The organism is Sphaerospermopsis sp. LEGE 08334, assembly GCF_015207205.1.
GTDB lineage: Bacteria > Cyanobacteriota > Cyanobacteriia > Cyanobacteriales > Nostocaceae > Sphaerospermopsis.
In genome coordinates this window covers 1-21,597 of the sequence record NZ_JADEXH010000014.1, presented here as the reverse complement: position 1 = coordinate 21,597, position 21,597 = coordinate 1, and the positions used below count along the sequence as shown (strand labels likewise).

The 21,597-nt window shown below is 34.4% G+C and carries 24 protein-coding genes; 11 read left to right on the top strand and 13 right to left on the bottom strand.

Going from position 1 to position 21,597, the window contains the following annotated elements; all coding sequences use genetic code 11:
• Positions 1-91: 91 nt before the first annotated feature.
• The gene (locus tag IQ237_RS09930) at positions 92-700 is read right to left on the bottom strand and encodes a hypothetical protein (protein ID WP_194054589.1); all 609 of its coding nucleotides are present in this window, start codon (positions 698-700) and stop codon (positions 92-94) included.
• A gap of 457 nt (positions 701-1,157) precedes the next feature.
• Here IQ237_RS09930 and IQ237_RS09925 point away from each other — a divergent pair, with 457 nt between their 5' ends.
• The gene (locus IQ237_RS09925) at positions 1,158-1,463 is read left to right on the top strand and encodes a HigA family addiction module antitoxin (protein ID WP_194054588.1); all 306 of its coding nucleotides are present in this window, start codon (positions 1,158-1,160) and stop codon (positions 1,461-1,463) included.
• Positions 1,464-1,523: 60 nt separating this feature from the next.
• On the opposite strand, the gene IQ237_RS09920 is transcribed toward IQ237_RS09925, so the two are convergent.
• Entirely contained in the window at positions 1,524-1,883 is a 360-nt protein-coding gene (locus IQ237_RS09920) for a hypothetical protein (protein ID WP_194054587.1), read from the bottom strand.
• A gap of 316 nt (positions 1,884-2,199) precedes the next feature.
• Complete coding sequence (locus tag IQ237_RS09915) at positions 2,200-3,711, bottom strand: CIA30 family protein (protein ID WP_194054586.1); 1,512 nt, start codon at positions 3,709-3,711, stop codon at positions 2,200-2,202.
• A 93-nt stretch (positions 3,712-3,804) separates the two neighbouring features.
• Here IQ237_RS09915 and IQ237_RS09910 point away from each other — a divergent pair, with 93 nt between their 5' ends.
• From IQ237_RS09910 to IQ237_RS09900, 3 genes are all read left to right on the top strand, one after another.
• Entirely contained in the window at positions 3,805-4,311 is a 507-nt protein-coding gene (locus tag IQ237_RS09910) for a HugZ family protein (RefSeq protein WP_194054759.1), read from the top strand.
• 12 nt (positions 4,312-4,323) lie between these two features.
• On the top strand, positions 4,324-5,211 hold the full coding sequence (locus IQ237_RS09905) for an alpha/beta fold hydrolase (protein WP_194054585.1): 888 nt from the start codon (positions 4,324-4,326) through the stop codon (positions 5,209-5,211).
• Positions 5,212-5,279: 68 nt separating this feature from the next.
• Positions 5,280-5,672 (top strand): GFA family protein, encoded by a 393-nt coding sequence (locus IQ237_RS09900; RefSeq protein ID WP_194054757.1) that lies wholly within the window; start codon positions 5,280-5,282, stop codon positions 5,670-5,672.
• An 89-nt stretch (positions 5,673-5,761) separates the two neighbouring features.
• Here the strand turns inward: IQ237_RS09900 and IQ237_RS09895 are convergent, their stop codons facing one another.
• Positions 5,762-6,406: a DUF3386 domain-containing protein gene (locus tag IQ237_RS09895; RefSeq protein WP_194054583.1), complete on the bottom strand. Its 645-nt coding sequence runs from the start codon at positions 6,404-6,406 to the stop codon at positions 5,762-5,764.
• Positions 6,407-6,510: 104 nt separating this feature from the next.
• Here IQ237_RS09895 and IQ237_RS09890 point away from each other — a divergent pair, with 104 nt between their 5' ends.
• From IQ237_RS09890 to IQ237_RS09880, 3 genes are read left to right on the top strand one after another with little or no spacing between them, the layout of a single operon-like run.
• Complete coding sequence (locus tag IQ237_RS09890; RefSeq protein ID WP_194054581.1) at positions 6,511-7,209, top strand: LuxR C-terminal-related transcriptional regulator; 699 nt, start codon at positions 6,511-6,513, stop codon at positions 7,207-7,209.
• A 58-nt stretch (positions 7,210-7,267) separates the two neighbouring features.
• Entirely contained in the window at positions 7,268-8,461 is a 1,194-nt protein-coding gene (locus IQ237_RS09885) for an AAA family ATPase (protein WP_194054579.1), read from the top strand.
• On the top strand, positions 8,454-9,164 hold the full coding sequence (locus tag IQ237_RS09880; RefSeq protein WP_194054577.1) for a DUF4276 family protein: 711 nt from the start codon (positions 8,454-8,456) through the stop codon (positions 9,162-9,164). Before IQ237_RS09885 ends, IQ237_RS09880 begins: the two co-directional genes overlap by 8 nt.
• A gap of 88 nt (positions 9,165-9,252) precedes the next feature.
• On the opposite strand, the gene IQ237_RS09875 is transcribed toward IQ237_RS09880, so the two are convergent.
• From IQ237_RS09875 to IQ237_RS09845, 7 genes are all read right to left on the bottom strand, one after another.
• Positions 9,253-9,960: a Na(+)/H(+) antiporter subunit B gene (locus IQ237_RS09875; RefSeq protein WP_194054755.1), complete on the bottom strand. Its 708-nt coding sequence runs from the start codon at positions 9,958-9,960 to the stop codon at positions 9,253-9,255.
• Positions 9,961-9,965: 5 nt separating this feature from the next.
• Complete coding sequence (locus tag IQ237_RS09870) at positions 9,966-10,508, bottom strand: DUF4040 domain-containing protein (protein ID WP_194054575.1); 543 nt, start codon at positions 10,506-10,508, stop codon at positions 9,966-9,968.
• Positions 10,501-10,800 carry a monovalent cation/H(+) antiporter subunit G gene (locus IQ237_RS09865; protein ID WP_194054573.1) on the bottom strand — a complete coding sequence of 100 codons (300 nt, stop codon included), beginning with the start codon at positions 10,798-10,800 and terminating at the stop codon, positions 10,501-10,503. Before IQ237_RS09865 ends, IQ237_RS09870 begins: the two co-directional genes overlap by 8 nt.
• A gap of 81 nt (positions 10,801-10,881) precedes the next feature.
• The gene (locus IQ237_RS09860; protein ID WP_194054571.1) at positions 10,882-11,139 is read right to left on the bottom strand and encodes a hypothetical protein; all 258 of its coding nucleotides are present in this window, start codon (positions 11,137-11,139) and stop codon (positions 10,882-10,884) included.
• A 2-nt stretch (positions 11,140-11,141) separates the two neighbouring features.
• Positions 11,142-11,522: a Na+/H+ antiporter subunit E gene (locus IQ237_RS09855; protein WP_194054569.1), complete on the bottom strand. Its 381-nt coding sequence runs from the start codon at positions 11,520-11,522 to the stop codon at positions 11,142-11,144.
• Positions 11,519-12,952: a cation:proton antiporter gene (locus tag IQ237_RS09850; RefSeq protein WP_194054568.1), complete on the bottom strand. Its 1,434-nt coding sequence runs from the start codon at positions 12,950-12,952 to the stop codon at positions 11,519-11,521. The genes IQ237_RS09855 and IQ237_RS09850 overlap by 4 nt, the downstream gene beginning before the upstream one ends.
• Positions 12,953-13,045: 93 nt before the next feature.
• Positions 13,046-13,381 (bottom strand): cation:proton antiporter subunit C, encoded by a 336-nt coding sequence (locus IQ237_RS09845; RefSeq protein WP_194054753.1) that lies wholly within the window; start codon positions 13,379-13,381, stop codon positions 13,046-13,048.
• A 181-nt stretch (positions 13,382-13,562) separates the two neighbouring features.
• Here IQ237_RS09845 and IQ237_RS09840 point away from each other — a divergent pair, with 181 nt between their 5' ends.
• Positions 13,563-14,690: an ATP-binding protein gene (locus IQ237_RS09840; protein ID WP_194054567.1), complete on the top strand. Its 1,128-nt coding sequence runs from the start codon at positions 13,563-13,565 to the stop codon at positions 14,688-14,690.
• 479 nt (positions 14,691-15,169) lie between these two features.
• Here the strand turns inward: IQ237_RS09840 and IQ237_RS09835 are convergent, their stop codons facing one another.
• Entirely contained in the window at positions 15,170-16,366 is a 1,197-nt protein-coding gene (locus tag IQ237_RS09835; RefSeq protein ID WP_194054566.1) for an MFS transporter, read from the bottom strand.
• Positions 16,367-16,528: 162 nt separating this feature from the next.
• On the opposite strand from IQ237_RS09835, the gene IQ237_RS09830 reads away from it, so the two are divergent.
• From IQ237_RS09830 to IQ237_RS09820, 3 genes are all read left to right on the top strand, one after another.
• Complete coding sequence (locus tag IQ237_RS09830) at positions 16,529-16,765, top strand: hypothetical protein (protein WP_194054565.1); 237 nt, start codon at positions 16,529-16,531, stop codon at positions 16,763-16,765.
• A gap of 102 nt (positions 16,766-16,867) precedes the next feature.
• Positions 16,868-17,491, top strand: coding sequence for a hypothetical protein (locus IQ237_RS09825; RefSeq protein ID WP_194054564.1), 624 nt, complete (start codon positions 16,868-16,870; stop codon positions 17,489-17,491).
• Positions 17,492-17,550: 59 nt separating this feature from the next.
• The gene (locus tag IQ237_RS09820) at positions 17,551-20,349 is read left to right on the top strand and encodes a ParA family protein (protein WP_194054563.1); all 2,799 of its coding nucleotides are present in this window, start codon (positions 17,551-17,553) and stop codon (positions 20,347-20,349) included.
• A gap of 127 nt (positions 20,350-20,476) precedes the next feature.
• Here the strand turns inward: IQ237_RS09820 and ilvC are convergent, their stop codons facing one another.
• Positions 20,477-21,472: a ketol-acid reductoisomerase gene (gene ilvC, locus IQ237_RS09815; protein ID WP_194054562.1), complete on the bottom strand. Its 996-nt coding sequence runs from the start codon at positions 21,470-21,472 to the stop codon at positions 20,477-20,479.
• Positions 21,473-21,597: the final 125 nt, after the last annotated feature.

Below are 21,597 nucleotides of genomic sequence, written 5' to 3'. Positions count from 1 at the left end.
AAAAAATCTGGGCATTTTTAATACTTGCTTATTTAATACTTGGGGGATGCTGAATAAATGTAAAAGATATATAAATCAAGAGATGGAGAATTTATTTTGCATGACTACTTAACATCCACAGCAAAAATCCTAAAATTGGCTCAACTGGTGGTAAGGGATATTCGGTAATATCAATAGTGACTAAATTACCTTCTAATTTCAAAAATTTCCAAGCTGTGCCACTGGTGACAGAACCAAAAATAGTAGAAATATCTATACTATTAGCAGCATTAAATTTTTGAGCAGCTACCATTTCTGCAATACACTGACCTAAACCACCATTCAGATTTTCTTTTTTTGCTTCTATAATGATAATAACTGGAGCTTGAATTTCTAATTGGGTGGGTGATTGACTAATCAGAAAATCACAAATACCATTAAGTCCCATGTTGGTATCTACAGTAAAATCTTCTCCAGAAAAAAGGCTTACTTGACGATTTAATAATCTTCTCACTGCTGTTAATACAGGGCTAATAATCCATTCAGAACGGGCTTTTTCGCTACCTCTTGCGAGTACCAAAGGTACACCTTCTTCTAGTTCTTGACGTAATAAATCATCGGGTGCTACAGGAGGAATGTCTGGGAAAAATCTTCCGCCTTCATGGATGGTAATTGCTAAATCTTGGCGGACTTTTTTAAGTGTAAAATCACTGTAAGGCATGGTGATAATTAATTAGGACTAAAAATGGATAGGAGAGTCAAATATTTGTTGTTACATCAATTCAAATGTTAATTAATTATGGTTGTGTTTGTCAATATATTTTGTATGAATCAGGATATCCAGGATTTAAGGATGTACAGGATGGGGTTATTTGTGGGTATCATAATTTTAGAAATTCAATAATATTGTGATGTAGAGGATTATTTTTGGTGATATAATTAATGATTAGTTGTGAACTTCAGGAATAATTGATACTTAATCAATCATATCCTGAAAATCCTTAAATCCTGGATATCCTGATTCAGACAAAATTATTTAATGTTCTCATCCTGAAAATCCTTAAATCCTGGACATCCTGATTCAGACAATCTGCGTTTATCCGTGTTCTTATCCTGAAAATCCTTATAGAAATGTTTATAATGTAGAAATAGTGGATTACCATTCAGGGGAAAATCTCATGGAAAATAACTTACTGCATAATCCTCATGCTGGTGAAATTTTAAAGTATGAATTTTTAGATGAATTAGAAATCAGCGAAAATATTTTAGCTGATAATTTAGGTTTACCTCATCCTACTATTCAAGAAATTATTACAGGTAAACTTCCCATGACTGCGGATATAGATTTGCGTCTTTGTCGCTATTTTAGACTTTCGGAAGGATATTTTTTAAGATTGCAAAATGCTTATGAAATTATGGAAGCAAAAAGAAGTTTAGGAGAAATTTTAAATCAAATTACTCCTTATTCTTCGCTGACAACATAGAATACATATTGCCTACAATTTCTGTATCACAGATCAAAAATCCTAATTCAGACATTTTCACTACTTCCCAGTCTCCAATTTTATAACCCGCTTCTCTAAATCATTAACCTGTTGCTTTAATTCCACTACTAAAGTTGATAATCTCTCAAACATTTTATCCCTGTCAGATTGTGATAAATTCCGTTGATCAATTTGCGGTTGGACAGGATTTTGAGAAATTCTCGAAGATGGAATTTGAGGATTTTGACGCAATGATAATTCTATTTGGTTTAACCGCAATTCTAAACGTCGCAAGTTAGATTCTAGGTTATAAATTCTAAATTCTACTTGTTGTGATGTTGCAGGATGAGAAAAAACACTACTCCACAAAATAATGGCTAAAATTCCAGCTATTACTGTAAAAAACAATTTTTTTGACATTTCTAATATTGCATTAATTTTGATTTTGAAGGTGAAATACACGGAAGCATCCCAAATGTGTAAGTTTATTTTTTTATTGAGGCCAAGACATGAAATAAACGAACCACGAAGGGACGAAGGACACGAAGGAAAGAAAGTTTTAGAGAGATTTTGCAGTGGACAAGTTTATTTTTTCAAAATTGGGATGTTCCCAAATACACAGATACCCAATTTATTTTAAAATTCGGTTTTAAAATTTGGGTATCTATGGTATTTTTTTTCAGGGAAAGGAATGAATAATTAAACGCAGATGAGATAAACGCAGATAATTCTAAATTTAGATTATCTTAACTGGATCACGTTGCAATTGAGAAAATAATTGTTCCCAGTTGATAGAGTTAACGTTATTTTCTCCTTGTTTGACTTCAAAAGTGATATTTTTTGCTTTTGGTTTTTTTAACGATTGCACACAAATTTCTGCTACATCATTACGGCTAATTTTTCCCCGAATATTATCACCTTGTTCTACTATTAATTCTTTACCTCCCGCTTCTTCTGTTAACGCACAAGGTCGAATAATTGTATATGGTATTCCGCTTGATCTTAAACTATCTTCTCCTTTTAATTTCCAGGTTAAAATTCCTCCTAATTGGTCATTCAATCTCACTGCTGGGGGTTCTTCCTCTAAATTAATTCCTGGTCTTCCAGGACGAGTTACACCCGCAGAACTAACTAAAATAAATTGTGATAAACCTGCACCACCATAAGCTTTGATAGATTCTATTTCTAATGCAAAACCACCAGGACTAAATTGAGGATTTAAAGCACCGTCATATTCAAATTTGCTCAACATTAATTGAAAAGAACAAATTTTACTTTGATCAATTTCAGGACAATCTTTAACAGTTTTCGCTCTAAAAACAGGTGTTAAATTCACAAAAGGGATATTAACATCTATCCATGTATTAGCTACAGTATCAAAGGAATAACTGTAACCCACTCCATCCCAAGTATTTTCAGTTCTCAAAAATATTTTATAACGTTGTCCATCACCTTTAACTCTCAATCTCACCCCGGTAAAACCTGATAAATTAATTGCAGGTGCAAAATTTTTGGTTCTTACAGATGCAAAACCTCCTGAGTTTGCAGTAGAAACATTACCAGCAAATAAAGCGGTTTTTTCTAAAATGCTAAAATTGCTAGAACTGACACCACCCATGACAACATCATCCAAAGCACCCCAAATATTTTTTAATTGTGCTGTTAATTCCTCTGATGATTGGGTAAAATCAAAGATAGTTTTTTCTCCCGTGTTTGGTAAATATCTTCTAGCAGCTTCTACTAAATTTTTTACTCCTCTATATTCTACATTTTCTGGGGTGTCTCCTACTATTTCTGGTTGATAAAATTTCACACCTTGGTTATATTTTGCTCTATCAGGTGTGTCTCCTTCTACTGGTTGAACTCGCACTGCTGTACAACAAACCACACCTTGAATATTACTCATTACCAAATCATTCAAAGTTTCTGGTTTTGTAATATCTCCCACTACTAAGTCAACTTCATTACCAAGAATTGACCGCGCTTTATCAATATCTCTGACTAAACAACGCACTTTTTCACCTTGCGCTAATAATCTTTGTACGACTCGTTTACCAACTCCACCAGTTGCACCAGCTACTAAAATTATACCCATAAAATTACCCCCTTTTGGTTGATTTTGAATTGGTTGAGAACGATTTTTTGCAAATATATTTTGTACCCAGTTCAGTGCAGGGAATACCTCAAAATAGGTGAGGGTTTGAATGAGTCTACATAACTTAGATTGATGACGATTGTTTTCATTCATAGTGATTGCTAATGGTTGAGGAGTGTTTTTTGATAATTGCGGCAATTTTATATTATAATAGTATATTAACAGCTAATTATGGATTTATGGGTTATGAGTCAATTGGCAAAAATCCAAGCAGAGTATGAGAAATTTCCTCAAGAAGTTGCCAGTATTATGATTAGTACAGCAAACGAAAAAGGAATACCCAACGCTAGTTATACTCCTTTTGTCATGGATGAATTTAAAAACATTTATATTTATGTGAGTGGTTTATCCACCCATACTGTTAATATTCAATCTCATCCTTATGTGAGTGTTTTATTTATTGAAGATGAAGCTAAAAGTCCTAATATTTTTGCCCGTCGTCGCTTGAATTTTGATTGTACAGCTACTTTAATTGAAAGAGAAACTGATCAATGGAATCAAATTGTTGATCAATTTCAAGAACGCTTTGGAGAAATTATTGAAGTGTTACGTGGTTTAGCTGATTTTAGAATTTTTCAACTCACTCCCACGCAAGGACGTTTTGTGATTGGTTTTGGTGCAGCTTACAATATTAGTGGTGATAATCTCAATCAAATTGTACATTTAAATAAAGATAATATTCCTAATTCATAACTTATATATTATATGCTGAAATTTCAACCTCCTGGTTTTGGTCAGAAATTAATTAAGACATCTTTGGGTAATATGGTTTATTATACCCAAATTGGTGAACCTTGGAATATAGAAGCAGTTGAAAAATTACCACCTTTGTTATTTTTACATAATTTTGGTGGTGGTGCATCTGCTTGTGAATGGTCTAAGGTTTATCCAGCTTTTGCTAATGAATATCGTATTTTAGCACCTGATTTAATTGGTTGGGGAGAGTCAGATCATCCAGTTAAAGATTATCAAATTCAAGATTATTTGACTACTATTAGTGAATTTATTCACCAAACTTGTAATCAACCTGTGACGGTGGTTGCGTCTTCTTTAACTGCTGCTTTTATTATTCGTTTAGCTATTTCTCAACCGGAAATATTTAAAGCATTGTATTTAGTTTCTCCTTCTGGGTTTGATGATTTTGGACAAGGTGCTGGTAGAAGATTACCGCTTTCTGTGATTAATACACCTTTTTTGGATAATTTAATTTATGGTTTGGGTGCAGAAAATGAAGTTGCTGTGAATAATTTTTTGCAAAGTTTTCTGTTTGCTAAATCGGAAAGATTGACTCAAGAAATTGTAGAAGCTTATTTAACTTCTGCACAGAAACCTAATGCTAAATATTCCGCTTTGGCATTTTTGAAGGGTGATTTGTATTTTGATTTGAGTTTGTATATTCAACAGTTGCAAGTTCCAACTGTGTTTTTCTGGGGTGAGGAAGCGCAGTTTACTAATATTAATTTGGGTAGGAGGTTAGCAAGTTTAAATAAAGGTGCAATTAGAGATTTTCAAGCTATAGCTGATACTGGGATTTTACCACATTTGGAAATTCCTGGGGTTTTTGTGGGGTTGCTATATAAGTATCTTGATTAAACGCAGATGTACGCGGATGAACGCAGATAAAAAATAAATAAAAATCAATTTTTTTGGGGTGATAAATGATGAGGAAAAATATTAATAAAACTGTCACTTATGAAGGTGGTTGTCACTGTGGGGCGGTGCGTTTTCAGGTAATAGTTGATAAACATAAAGTTGATGATTGTAATTGTTCAGTTTGTCGGAAAAAGGGTTTTTTACATTTAATTGTCACTAAAGATAAGTTTACTTTGTTGCAAGGTGAGGATGTTTTAACAACTTATCAATTTAATACGGGTGTTGCTAAACATAAATTTTGTAAAGTTTGTGGTATTCATTCTTTTTATATTCCCCGTAGTCATCCCGACTGTATTGATGTAAATGTGCGATGTTTAGATGGGGATGTGATGGGTAATTTTGAAATTGTTCCTTTTGATGGGGCAAATTGGGAGGATAATATTCACAAGTTGATTAATTGATCTGTTATAATTTTTTAGCTTTTGTATACAGATACCCGACTTCTTTAAGAAGTCGGGTATCTTTTGATCTATTGATTTGATTAGTTAAGTTAACCTAACAATTCAAGATTACCGAAAATAAACTCTTGAATTGAGATATTTCCTTCTGTTTCAGTGCGAATTTCTCGACGAGAAAGAACGTAGTAGTTGCCTACTTTTTCATATTCATCAGTAAACTCACTACGTCCACCTTTTTGAACACCAGTTTTAGGGTCATGATATACAGAATCATAGCTGTTAGCTAGATATCCTGCACCAGTTTCTTGAATGCTGAAAGTGTTAATAGTCACAACAACTCCATGAATATGACGATGAACAAGGGTAACTACATCATTGCGAACTTTATATTTATCACCGGTTGATTTTCCACCAAGGATAATTTCTACAGCGCCGGTTTCGTCAGCTTCTCCATAACTAAAAGTATTTTCGCCATGAGTTTGTTCAAAGGTGCGACGAACACGGTGAACAGCAATTTCCCAAGTTTGGCTATCAATTGCTTTTTTTGCTGCTTCGTTTTCTACTTCTGTAACTTCCCATTTGAGATTAGCTTCAATACGAATTTTGCCAGTGAACTCCTGACCATCATATTTATAAGTAATATCTGCGGTGTAACCTGGGAAATTTTCATCCCAAGTATAACGGTTTTGATATGCAGCCCGGAAAAGTTCTTGGGCAGAGATTTGAGTAACTGTCATGATGCTTGTCCTCTGGCTACGATTGAATAATAGCTTTTTATCCTTGATGATATTAGGATAGAGGTAATTATTGCAGTTCGCATAGTCCCCAACTGGGTACTCTTATGACTAAAACACTCCACGCCATTTTTGAAGCGATCGCCCATGTTGACAATGAGCAAGAATTACAACAAGCTCTGATGGATACCATCGGCGTGCATTTTGGCGTGCAACATTGGGGTATTTCTTTTCTAGACAATGAGTTATTAACAGGAATAGAAATTCCTGAAATTCCTGCGGTTTGCTTAGAAGCTAACCCGGTGGGAAGTTATGTTTTGGAACGTCATGCACCCACCCATGAACAATTAATTTTATCCCCAGAAGACTGGAAAAATTTTTGCACCCGTCATGAACACGTGATGACTGGACCGATAGTTTGTGACGGTCGTTTAGTAGGTACTCTCAACTTTGCCCGTGACCCTGGCAGTCCTTCTTTTAATGCTAATGATTTGGCTGATTTAAGTGCTTTATGTATTCATTTATCAGCCAAAATTGCCACTCTCCGCGCTAAGTTGAAAACTGCTAAACCTGCTGTTGAATGTCCCCTCACACCTAGGGAATTAGAAATTGCGGCTTTAGTGGCTCAAGGTTTAACAAATGGAGAAATTGCGACTAAACTTTGGATTACTCAAAATACAGTGAAACAAGCATTGAAAAGAATGTTTAAAAAATTGGGTGTTTCTGCACGGGCGGAAATGGTGGCAAAATTGCAAGAGCATTTTGTAATTCGTAATAGTGCCTCTGATACCGTCAGGGATACTTAATTCTTGGTGAATATAATTAACATATTTTAAGTAAACTGCTCATATAAAGGGGATATTTATGACTCTTAAACTCGTATCGGCAAGAATCAAAAATTTTAAAAGTTTAGGAGATGTTGATCTCAATTTCCGAGATTTAACCATTTTAGTCGGTGCTAATGCTAGTGGTAAATCAAACTCTTTAGATGCACTTAATTTTTTAAAGAAAATTTTGAACGCTCCATCACTTCCTCCTTTGGATTATATGGATTCAATATTAAGAACGGGAGAAAAACAAATCTCTTATCAGATAACTATAGAAGATGATGAAATTAATCAAAAAGCAGAATATAGTATTTCACTTAGTCTTAGTGACAAGAACACTTTAATTGAGCAAGAGTATCTTTTAATTAATGGGATTGAAGTTATTAACATTAGTAATGGTAAAGGAATAGTTAAGGATGAAGATGGCGGAAATTCTCAAATATATGATTCTGAAGGTGATGGACTCGCATTAACAGATGCAGGTAAATATGGTAAAAAACCATTTACTAAAAATTTAGCCAGCTATATTAAAGATTGGAAGTTTTATGATGTTAATCCTGATAAAGTTAGGGGATATCCTAAAATCCTAAAAATGATAAATACTTCTCAATCTACAGATGATGATGAAATAATAGCTAGTCTAGATTCTAGTGCTAGTAAGTCTCAAGAAATTTTACAATATTGGGCTAGATATGATGAACATTTATTTAAGCAAATAAGTCAAGAACTTAATGATATTCTCAATATTAGATTAGATAAAAAGGAAGTAAAAGATGGAAAGCCAGTGATTACAGTTATTGAAAAAGATGGGAAAAAGTTAGCTTTATTCAATCTGTCAAATGGCACTTTAAGATTAGTTGCTTATTTGATTATGCTTTATCAATCTGATATTCCTAGTCTCATAGGTATTGAAGAACCAGAAATTAACTTTCATCCAGGTATTTTACAAGATATAGCTAACTTGATTAAAAGGTTATCCAACAGAACACAAGTTATTTTTACAACCCATAGTTCTCAATTACTTGATTGTTTTTCTACAGAAGAAATATCATCAGACATTTCCATAATTCTTTTAAATCAAAAAGGAGAAGCTGGTACAAAAGCTTGTTTATTAGATAAATTATCTGCAACCAGAGATGATCTTTCAGATTGGATGAATGATTTTGGCATAGGTAGCGCAATTTATCATAGTAATTTAATAGAAGAAATTTTAACTAAAGAATATGCCTAGAATTCATATTTGGACTCCTGAATCTGATTATGATAGAGATGCAGTGTGCTGTATTGCTAGAAAAATTTTGGATTATTATGATTATGATTTAGAAATTTATTTTGTTGGTAAATCAACATGGAATAACGTTGGCAAAGAGCCAGGAGGTTTAAAAAAAGCAGTTGATATTTACCTTAAAAAAGATGATTTAGTCATATTTTTAATAGATTCAGATGGCATTCAATCTCAAGCACAAAGACGTAAAGAAAGTAATTCTTTATTTAATCAAATTTTACAGGTGGTTCAAACATCTGAAGGTAAAGCTAAACTGATTTTGATGGTACAAGAGTTAGAAGCTTGGTTATTAATAGATTGTTTGGGTATTTGCTGTTACTTTGCAGAAAACCCTAAAAATAGAGATAATCCAGATTGGATAAATTTTGCTAAACGTCAGCAACCTGGTAAAACAAATCTGATCGCAGAATCTGAATCAGGAGGTAAAGGTGCAAAAGAGTTTTTAGAAGAATTATCAAAAGCAATATTAACTAAGAAAAATCCCAATTTAAAAAATAAACCTAATAATCTCAAGGCTATGAAATATGATGAAAAACAATCACCTGCAATTGCAAAATATATTGAAATTAATCATCAAACTATTCAACGCAATGACTCTTTAAAAGAATTTGCCCAATGTTTACAACAATTAGCTAATGATAAAAAATAAACTTAACCCCAAAATATTCAAACAATTATGAATAAATTTGGGGATATCATTCTTTGTCTTATTTGCGCGAAACCTCTTAACTTCAAAACTACAATAAACCTCGATAACGAATAAAAATCAAAACCACCGCCCAAGAACCTAACGCCACTTTCACAGCAACTAAAATATTTAAAATTGGCAAAATTCCACCACTAAATAATGCTCCTAACTCCCCGTGAGGTAACTCTATTCCCGATAAAGTTATCACAGCTAAAACAATAAAAATTAAAACCGAAACTTTTTCCCAAATAGCTGCATTATAACGTAAGTAAATTTCCTGCATCCAAGGATAGGATGAAGTAATTGCAATTAAACCTATTGCCGTTCCACCCGCTACACCCGCAGCAAAACCACCCCCAGGGCTTAAATGTCCTCTAATTGCTAATTCTATACCTACTAACGCTGCAATTGTCGCCCCCAAACGAGCTAAAATAACTGATGAGCGATCTTTAAATTGATAAATTGTACAGGATGGATTTTCATTTGCTAATAAAAAATTACATCCTAAAATGGCAATGGTAAAGACAATGACTTCAAAGATCGTATCATAAAGCCGATTTCTGAAAATAATTCCTGATACTGCATTAACAACACCACTTTCAGCAACTACTTTTTCTGTGATGGACTTATCTAAGAAAATAATACCTGATAAATCATTTTCTCCATTGAGAACTTCTGGTAAGTTAGATACTGCATCAGACATGAATAACATTTTTACTAATAATGCTATTCCGGCTAAAATATAAACCCATTTCATTTTCATTAATGTTTCTCCTCAGATGCTTCAACATCAACATAATTGATAACTGTGTTAGGTGCTGAAAGTTCACTTTCAACAATTTGATAAATACGTTTTACTCTGATTTCTGTTTGATAATTTTGCTCAGATTCATCACTAACTAATATTGGCGCACAGGTAGCATGAACTTCTTTTTCCTGTAATGCTGTTTGTAAACATTGGTGGTTGTTGTAAGGTACAAGTTCCAACCGCATATAATGTTTATTAAAAATTCTACGAAAATCACTGATTATATTTTCTGAAATTGATTCATTTTCAATGATACCCAAACGTAAAACTAAAGAAGAACGAACTGCGATCGCATACAAAGCAACGGATAACATTGTACCCATTAATGCTTCTGTTAAAGCTACATCTGCTGCACCCAAAACCGCATCTACTAATGCAGCGATCGCCCCCAAAACCCCACGCAAAATTAACGCATGATAAGGGTTAACTTGAGTTATCAATAAACCCGCAGTTAAAGGTAACAAAGCAATAATTATATATAAATAAGAATCATTCATTTTCTGCCTCTATAGTTGTATCATGAGTTGAACAATAGGCGATTACATAACCCAACATTGTATTCCAAATCGCCAAGGAAATAATACCTAAAACTAACAATGGCCATTTACTAGGTATTTTCATTAAAATTCCCACAATCATCAGCATTGAACCCAAAGTATCAGCCACAGTAAGTCCATGTAATTTGAATAATACTGATTTATTGCTAACTAAATGAGAAGTACCCCAAAACCAGAAAAATAAACCTATACCTATACAGGTATAACTGATAATACTCACAACATTTTGCATTTAACTTTCCTCATGTTCATCTTTTATTTAAACTCGTGAAATCTGATTACTGAAAGCTGAAAGCTGATAGCTAATTACTATTCATGCTTCATTTAACCTTCTTAAAATCTGTGCTAATAACATAAAACCAGCATTTCCCACACTCAAAATAATCGCTCCTACTACCCCGATCATCCAATCATCTCTGGCCACAGAAATCACTAAAATCATGATAGATACTTTACTAGAAATACTACCCAAAGCCAACATTAACTGCCAAGTATTTTCCGTTTTCCATGCTTCATAAATGGGAATTAATAAAGCTGCTATCATCCCTAACAAGACTATTTCTAAATTCATAATTATTTCCTTCCTGGTTTAATATGATGAACTTCGTAAAATCCTTCTTCATCATGGTTTAAAACAATAGTTTTAGGTGTAAAAGTAATCAAAAATATGTCCATAAACACCAACAGCGAAGAATGTTTATGTTTTACTTTTTCCCTGATAATTTCCTCCTGATGATGGGGATTAATGATAATTTCAAACGCTTCTTTAAAAGCCACAAGAATAGCTACCAAAACTTCACCGAAAACCTTGATCCATTCGGTTAATTTTGCCCGTGATGTGTAACCTCTGGGTAAAATTAGGGCAATAATTACCCCAATAATAATGTTAGTTGTACTAAAATCAGCCGTTAATAAAAACCAAATGGTTAATCTTAATATCAAATGTCCAATCATGATAATAACATCCAAAACAAGAAGATTATAGTTAAACTCATCACACCTACTAAATGTTCAAATTCTTCAAGTACACGGGGTACATAAATTGCTAATTTCTTAAAAATCAGATGATATGCTAACCAACCAATAGCAATGGTGATAATTGCTTTGATAATATCGGCAATGTTATAAGCTTTCAGATAGGCAATATTGCCCACAACTAAACCAGTAAGTAAGAATATTACTGCTAACCAAAAACCGGGTTTTACTGTTTGTTCATCGTCTTTATTATGGGATAAAAAGATGAATTTAGAAAAAGCTATTGCTGTGCCAACGGCGGCAATATTCATGGCTATAAATTGCCAAGATGCTAAATTTTTCATGGCTAACACCTTAGCTTCAAAACCGGACAACAAAGGAAAACCAGAAATTGATAAACTAGCGATAACTAAAACAATCCAAATGTTAGTATTAATAGGTTTATTTTCCAGTTCTTTAAAATTGCGACTAGGTAAAGAACCAGCAGTCAAAAATAAAGATGATTTTGCCAGTCCATGAGTTAGGGCATAAAAACCACCTACCGCTGGTGCAGCCAGTATCCAACCTAACTGGGAAATAGTGCTAAATGCTAACAGACGCTTGGTATCTTTTTCAAAGATGGCGTAGGATAAACCCATAAAAGCTGTCGCCACACCCAAAATAACGATTATATTATTAAGTTCTGGAGAAACCGCAGCACATCTTAATAAAGGTAAAACACTAGCTTTGACTACTACACCTGAAAGCAGCGCAGAAACAGGAGTTTCTGATTCAGAATGGGTTAAAGGTAGCCATAAACCAGAAACAAAAATCCCAGCTTTGACTAACATTCCTAAAAAAATTAATGCTACTGCTTCTGGTGGGGCATTTTTTAAACCTGCAAAACTAAAAGAGAGATTATTTTGATAAACTAAGACAGCACCAACTAGATAAAATAACATTGAGATATTGCTGACAAATAGATAGCGTAAACCTACCCAAATTGATTTGTCAGTTCTAGCATAAGCAATTAATAAAAAAGCCGCAATTCCGCTTACTTCTAAAGCTACATATAAACTCACAAAATCAGCACAAACAAAAGCCGCATTTAAACTACCATGCACTAGCAAAGTTTGGGCATAGAAAAAAGCATTTTTATCACTTTGCCAACAATATAAAGCTACCGCCGCAGTCACTAAAGCATTAGTTAAAATAAAATAACCACTTAATTGATCCGCTTCTAAAGTCACACCAAAACTATCAAGTAAATTGAGCTTAATTTCTGGCTTTTCTATCAACAACTGCACACCATAAGCAGCAGTAACTAATGTTCCCAAAAAAGTCAAATGTCTGTTAACTTGGGGAACTAAAAAAATCATGAACCCCAGAAAAAACGGGATGCCTACCCAAGCAATTGTGATCGTATTCATGGTTAGATTATTCATGGTTTTAAATTTAGATTTAATTTGAGTTAATTTGAGTTAATTTGAGTTAATTTAATTTTTCTGTTCATATTTGATGATCTACAGTGTATTATTTTTCTCGATTTCGCTACTTTCTAAAGTGGGATTTTCTTTAGCTAATTTCATTACACCTACTAACATTAAAGCTTGAATTGAAAACCCTATCACTATCGCTGTTAAAATCACTGCTTGGGGAACAGGATCAGCATATCCAACTTTTTTTACGTTGGAAATAATGGGAGTAAATAAACCCGCTTTTGAGGCAATAAATACATAAAAAGCAATCACCCCCGTACTCATGACATCCATTGAAACTATCTTCATCACCAGGTTTTTCTTGAGAATAATTCCAAAAAACCCGAATAGTATTGTTGTCAGTACAAACGCTTCTATCACAGACATCACCTATTTAATAAAATATAAATTTGTATTACTGGATTGAGGGAAAAGTTGCTGTTTGCAATCGGAAATTTTTGTTTCTGAAAGTGTTATACTATTAATAGCACTAAAAGTAAGTGCTATTTACAGAATAAAACTAAATAATTATTATAATGATCATAAGAACACCTAATGATTTATGTTTTCTTTAATAACACCAAACAGACAACCTGCAAATAAACCCGTGAATTTTGATTTATCCACTTCATTACAATTAATTGGACGTTCTAAAGAGTTTCAGCGAATTATAGACATACTTATAAAAGATAAAGATTTATTAATTACAGGAGTACCTGGAAGCGGTAGAAGAACTTTAGTTAAAGTTGCAGCGCAGGAAGTTGGTGCGGTAGTCTTAGAAATAGACTGTATTCGTGCTACAGATGGTGAAAGATTTTTGCAATTATTACTAGAAGCAATTAGTCAAAATTGGCAAGCAAAGAAAATTAAATCTTGGGTGGAAAAAAAAGCGAGTGAGTTTTTTATTTTTAATAGTGAAAGTAAACTTAAATTATTGCATTCTTTAGATCAAAAACAACTCTGGCAAGCATTTACTAGCCTACTTGAATTATTACAAATAATGCCTAATGATTTAAACCAGAGAGTAGTATTGATTTTACAAAGTTTTCCCCATATTCGTTCTTGGGATCGCAATGGTTTATGGGAATCAACATTGAGACAAGAAGTTAAGAACCATCCTCATGTAAGTTACGTTTTATTGGCGACAATTGCAGAAACTAGCTATCATCAAGATGATAGTATTTATTCTATAGAAACAATGGAATTAGCACCTTTATCTAAAGATATTTTAGCATTGTGGGCGCGAGAGATTTTACATACAGAAAACCTTAAATTTGACCCCCATTCTCAAGCATTACCAATATTTTTAGATGCAGTTCAGGGAAACATTGGCGATGCGATGGTATTAATTCGTAGGTTATCAGATTTACAGCATTATCAAGGGTTGATTACTGAACAAAAAGTCCAGCAGGTAATTGAAGGAATGCTCAAAGATTTATCTATAACTTATGAATCTTTATTAATGTTACTACCAGCAAGCCAAATACATCTTTTAGAATGTTTAGCAGTTGATCCTACAGATAAACCACAGAGTAAAGAATATATTCAAAAACATGGACTTTCTAGAGGTGGAGCTTTGCAAGGTGCTTTAACTGGGTTACAACACAAAGGTTTAATTTACAGTGCTGAACAAGGTTATCGCTTGGCTTTACCTTTATTAGCTTTGTGGTTAAAACAAAGGTTGAGTTAATTTTCAGCATTCAGCTATCAGTCATCAGTAATCAGCTATGATCAGGAGAGAGACTGAGTAAATAATAAGTATGCTCCCATTTTGGCAAATTTTTATCGGGAGCATTCCAAATATGTAAGTTTATTTTTCGTTTGAGTTCAAGACTTGAAATAAACGAACCACGAAGGACACGAAGGACACGAAGGGAAGAGGGAAGAAGAGAGTTTTTGGTGTTGCTGCGGTTATTTTTTCAAAATTGGGATGCTCCCTTTTTATCGTTCCCATACTCTGTATGGGAATGAAATTAACAAGCTTCTACCTTGTTTATTTAACTATAGGACTTACGCAAGATTTGACTAGAAACCTGATTCTTGCGTAGGGGTAATTCATGAATTACCACTACTTTCATTTTATTTTGCGTAAGTCCTGAACTAGAGTCAGAGACTCTTAAATTGTATTCCCAGTCTGAGACTGAGAACAAGAAAGAAATTGAACTTTATTTATTCACCTACCTGAACTTCTGGAGAAGCAGCATAAAAAGTATTAGCTTTTAATTGTACCCAGGTAAAGAAAGGAATTGCTAAAAGTTGAGTTATGGAAGAAAAAACCACTAAGAAAGTAATAGAGTGATCATACAAAATTCCCATGAAAGCACTACCTAAAAACCAAGCTAAACCATAACCTGTACTAAAAATTCCGTAAGCTGTGGCGCGTTTATTTTTAGGGACAATTTTTGCTATTGCTGCTTTGAGAATTGATTCTTGCGCCCCCATCCCAATACCCCAAAATGCCATACCTAAAAGGGCAAACTGTACATCTCCAAAAAATACTAAAGGTGCAAATAGGGAGGAAAATAAAGCTGCAATAATCAACATAGAAATCCCAATGCGATCAAATAAATATCCAAAAATTAGTGCAGCTACAGCATCTACTCCCATCGCCCAAGCATAAAATAAAGGAATGGTTTGCCCAGAGGCAATTTCTCCTTTTTGGAAATGGAAAGCAATCAAGGGAAAATCTGCATAACCAGCCGCAATAATAGCTACAGCACCCAAATAAATCCAAAATATCCGGGGTAATTTATCACCTTGATCAAGTATTTTTTCTTCTTCAAAATCACTGGGATTAGGATATAATTTTTGGATGATTAATAAGACAATTAATCCTAAAATTGCCGGGACAACTAAAACTTTAAAACCCTGGCGATATTCTCCTTGAAAATAAACCATTGCTGCTACAGCCAAAGGTCCCAAAACTGCACCAGTTTGATCCATTGCTTCGTGCAAACCAAAGCCAAAACCGCTACCAATTTGACTTACACCATGCGAAAGTAAGGCATCTCTAGGAGGGGTACGTACTGCTTTACCTGTGCGTTCAGCCATCATTAAACCTGCGGCTATTTCCCATCTTCCAGCTAGAGATAAAAATGGGACAACGGCAGTATTTAAAATGAAACCTAAAGTTGTAATTCCCCAATATTTACCTGTTTTATCACTAAGATAACCAATCACTAAACGGAAACCATAACCTATTAATTCCCCAAAACCTGCAACTAAACCAACTATAGTTCCATTCGCGCCCAAAACTTCTAAATAAGCGCCTGTAATGCTCCGCGCTCCTTCATAGGTTGCATCAGCACAAAGACTCACAAAACCCAGTAAAATCACAAACTTTAATGCGGCTGATTTTTGGTGCATATTTCGATAACTGCTAATAATTACCTCAATTATTTAAACATGGAAAATTATAAAAAATAATTGTGTTTTCAAGTTTTTATAATTCGATGATATTTATACCCATTTTATGAAATTCTGTATAATAAAATAAGGATGATGAAAATTTAGGGAGAAAAATTGACTATGCAAAGTATGACAATAAAAACTCATGTTGGTTGTGATGGAATGTTACAAATATCTTTACCTGAAGTTCAAGATACTGATGTAGAAGTAATAATTGTTTATCAACCAATACAGAAAACAGAAAAACCATCTTTAGCGTCGTTATATGGAATTTGTGCTGATGATCCGATTATCATTGATGATGACAGTGTGTTTGATAACCTAGATGAAAAAATTGAAGGAGTATTTGATTCATAAATGCTTCACCTAATTGATACTTTTAATATAAAAATTTTCGTATCTATACTGCTATAATCCTGTTATTCCACTACTTAGTTAATTGCGAAAAATAACGGAATTATGCCTGACCTCTCTGCACTAAATCTAGACCAATCACATCTGAAAGCAATTGAGGAGTTACTTGACGAAATTGAATTGCGAATTAAGCAAAATAATGTATCTGCTGAAACGTACATCTACAATATAAAAAACGAGATTGTACTACTTAAAAATCAAAAAAGTCGATCAAATGGTAGCATGATTCCCGCCAGTATTCATGAATTAAAAACAGCTTTTTATATTCACTTAGGTATAATTAAGGCTCAAAAGACTCCAAGTATTTCCTCGCACTTGCTGAGAGTTTATGCTGTAGAATGCGGACTAAAAAGGATATGGCTTAGAAGAGCAGGGTTCAAGGGAACTGATGAAATTAAGGATCAAACGATGCTCACCAAAGATGGACATAACTTAGGCAGATGGGTTAAGGAACTGAGATTACCAGCTACAATAATTGGTGGACATCCTGATTTTAATGGAATTCCTCGGTTTCATCTTGTTAAAGATGCCTCTATTCATGATCTGAAACAATCTCACCAAGTTTGGCGATACGGTATTGAGATGAAACCTGAAGATGAAATAAAAGTAGTTAAATGGTTAGAGGATGTTTGCACTTGGATTGAGGAAAATATAAATGGAAGAAGATGAAAAAATATTAGTTCAACAATTAGAAAAATTTATACTTTTATAGAGAGGATAAAATATTTATGATTTCTTCCGATACCCTTCTTTATGCTTGGTTAGATATTCGCCTTTATACTTGGCTTGATGTTGAAGAAGTTTTACTTCGCATTCAGGAAAAAAGTGATTTACCAAATTGGTTAGTTTCGGTGCAAGCTTATTGGGATAGTTTAAGAGTTGAAATTCGCCCTGGTACTCAAGCAGAAGCAAAAAGCTGGCTAAAAAATGTATATGATACTCGATTCCGGATTGATGAAGAGGATAATAGAGTAGACGGAATAATTATTTTAGAAAGTTTACCTGATAAACAACAGATTTTACCAGTAATTTTTGAGGAAACAAACGAAGATTATCGTGTTCCCAGACTAACACCAAGTTTAGCTAGACCAGGAATAATTGTTCCAAATCGTCAAGATTACAGTAGTGAACTACCACCAAGTTTTGATAAAGATTTTCCACCAATAGTAGCTTTTCATTCTTTTAAAGGCGGTGTAGGACGAACAACCAATACTATTGCTTTTGCACAATCTTTAATAGATGCAAACTATCGTGTACTCTTGGTAGATGGTGATTTGGAAGCACCTGGTATAAGCTGGCTTTTAGAACAAAGATTACCTTCTCCACCTGTATCTTTTGCTGACTTGATAGCTTTGGTTCATGGTGATCCTGATCCCAAAGCAACTGATTCAATTCAATTAGTTGCTGATCGAGTTCAGAATGCTTTGATTGATAATATTTATTTCTTGCCAGCATTCCGTTCTACCAAAAGATTTACTTCATTAGAAATTAAACCAGAGCATCTTATTCAAGGTGCAAAAAATCCATATATATTAACGCAAATACTGGCAGATTTAGGTAAGGCTTTAAAGGTAGATGTGGTTTTAGTTGATTTACGTGCAGGACTGTCTGAGTTATCTACAGGTCTAATTTTAGATCCACGAGTTTACCGTGTTTTTGTAACTACTTTAAGTGGACAATCAATTGCAGGTACAAAGCAACTTCTAGAACTTGTAAGAGAAAAAGCACCTTCTCAAAGAGATACAGATCCATTACCAACAATAATTATCAGTCAAGTTCCTGATGAGTTAAAGGAATCAGAATTATTAAAAGATGAAAATGAGATTCTTGATAATCTTATTATTGATACGTCTGAACCACCTTCAGACAGAAATATACAAAATACAGAAGAAAATATCCTTGATTCATCTATATCTTTTCTGGAACAAGTCCTAAGACATTTAAAATTAACAACTCAATTTTCCGATCGTTTACTTGTTTTACCTAGAACATGGGAAGAAGTAAATACTCGTCTGCATCGTTCTGGAATTGTAAATGATTTACGTCCATTACTAAATGCATTACCTATACAGCAAAGTCAAACTCAAGTTAGTCAAGAACATATTACATCAAGCGAGGATAACACTCCAACTTTAAAAACTCAAAGAGAAAAACTTAGAGATATTACAAAAAAACTGATTTATGCAGAAACAGCAGAAGGTGATGATTTTCTAACGACTATTCCTTTACGTCACTTGGCTTCAGATCACAGAAATCAAGTTCCAATTACCGTAGTAATTGGTGCAAAAGGCTCAGGAAAAACCTATACTTTTCTACAAATAATCCGTCAAGAAACCTGGCAAAGATTTGTAGAAAAAGCTCTAGGATATCCAATCCAAACAGATGCTTTAATTTGTCCAGTGTTGTCATCTAAAAATCTAGAATCTGGTGCTGTCAAATTAGTAGAAAATATGCAGGCGACGACAGCAAGATCATTAGGGTTCACGAGTCCAATATCTATCCAAAGAATTAGAGATAATATTGAAAGTCAACTTAATATTCTCAATCTTGAAAGTGAGTGGCGGGAATATTGGTTAGATGTAATTGCTTGGGGTGTGGGATTTCAGCCTGAACAACAAGGGGCTGGCAGAGCATTAACAGAACATCTGCTTAAAATACAAAAGCGATTGCTTGTAGTTATTGATGGGTTAGAAGATCAATTTCAAGAATTTGCTGATCATCCAACTCAACAGATAGCACTGAGAGCTTTACTTCAGGGAGTTCCAGAATGGCTTGGACAGCAACCTGGTCGTCCTCTGGGTATTTTGATTTTTGTGAGGCGTGATATTGTACTATCAGCAGTACGGCAAAATGCAGCCCAGATGATGGCACGCTACGAGCCTTATGCTCTCAAGTGGAATAAAGAAGAAGCTTTAAGACTCGTTGCTTGGGTAACTATGCGGTCAGGTATTTCACTTGACACTGTTATAGAAAAACTTCACGAAATGAAGGAAGATGATCTGACACAGATTTTAGTTCCTTTATGGGGTAAAAAACTCGGTGTGGATACATCAAAAGAAGCTGCTTCAGCTAGATTCGTTATTGCAGCACTTTCAGATTACAGGGGACAAATTCAATCACGAGATTTAATGCGTCTTCTTTATCTATCAGCAGAAGCATCTGTAGATAATCATGATGATCGCTGGTTAAACCGTATTCTTATTCCCAAAGGAATTAGAGGTGCTTTACCAGAATGCAGTAAGGAGAAAATAACAGAAATTGAGCAAGAAAATACAGCTTTGAAAACAGTTTTCACTAAATTACGTGATCTTTTTGAAGAGGAACGAAAAATTCCTTTCACACGGCAGCAATTAAGATTAGAAGTGGAAGAGATGAAAATACTAGAAGAAAACGGCGTAGTTATTCGGGAAAAAGACGATTATTATATGCCCGAAATTTTTCGTTTGGGATTAGGCTTTTCATTAACAGCAGCCGGAAGACCATCGGTCATGTCTTTAGCTCGTCGTGCTGCTAAACAGGGAAGTTGACTTTATATTTGTATCGCCCCTGCCTGTGTATTAATTTGGTAAAAGGTAATGATAAAAACTGAAGTAATTACAAATTACCAATCATTAATTACCAATTACCAATTACCCCTTTAAGAATTACCCAAAATTAAGCTTTCTTCAACCAGCTAAACATAGCGCGTAAATCTTTACCAACTTCCTCAATAGGATGTTCAGCTTCTTGACGACGCATAGCAGTGAAACCAGGTTTACCTGCTTGGTTTTCTAATACAAATTCCCGCGCAAATTGTCCAGATTGAATTTCACTTAAAATCTTCTTCATTTCTGCTTTGGTTTCAGCAGTAACAACGCGGGGACCACGGGTATAATCACCATATTCCGCAGTATTAGAAATACTATCGCGCATTGTTGCTAAACCACCTTCAACTACTAAGTCAACGATGAGTTTAACTTCATGCAGACATTCAAAATATGCTAATTCTGGTTGATAACCTGCTTCAATTAAGGTTTCAAAACCGGCTTTAATTAAAGCACTTAAACCACCACACAATACAGCTTGTTCACCAAATAAGTCGGTTTCGGTTTCTTCGCGGAATGTGGTTTCTAAGACACCTGCGCGTGTACCACCGATACCTTTAGCATAAGCCATTGCGCGATCGCGTGCCTTACCTGTAGCATCTTGATATACTGCAAATAACGCTGGTACACCTTGTCCTTGTTCATAAGTACGACGTACTAAATGGCCAGGTCCTTTAGGTGCAACCATGATCACATCAACATCCGCAGGGGGTACAACTTGCCCAAAGTGGATATTAAAACCGTGTGCAAACGCTAAGATATTTCCTGCTTCTAAATTAGGTGCTATTTCATTTGTGTAAATAGTTTTCTGAACTTCATCAGGTAATAAAATCATGATCAAGTCAGCAGCTTTAGCAGCATCAGCAACGTTTTTTACTGTTAAACCAGCCGCTTCAGCTTTTGCAATAGATTTACTGCCGGGATATAGACCTACAATTACATTTACACCACTATCTTTTAAATTTAGCGCGTGGGCGTGACCTTGAGAACCGTAACCAATAATCGCAACGGTTTTTCCCGCTAAAAGGTCTAAATTAGCATCTTCATCATAATACATACGCGCCATAGAAGCATCTCCTGTTCACAAAGGTTGTTAAGAAATTGGCAGATTTATGATTGTACCGCAGATTGGGCATTAGTCATTAGTCATTGGTCATTAGTCATTAGTCTCCCCCTTGCACCCTACACCCC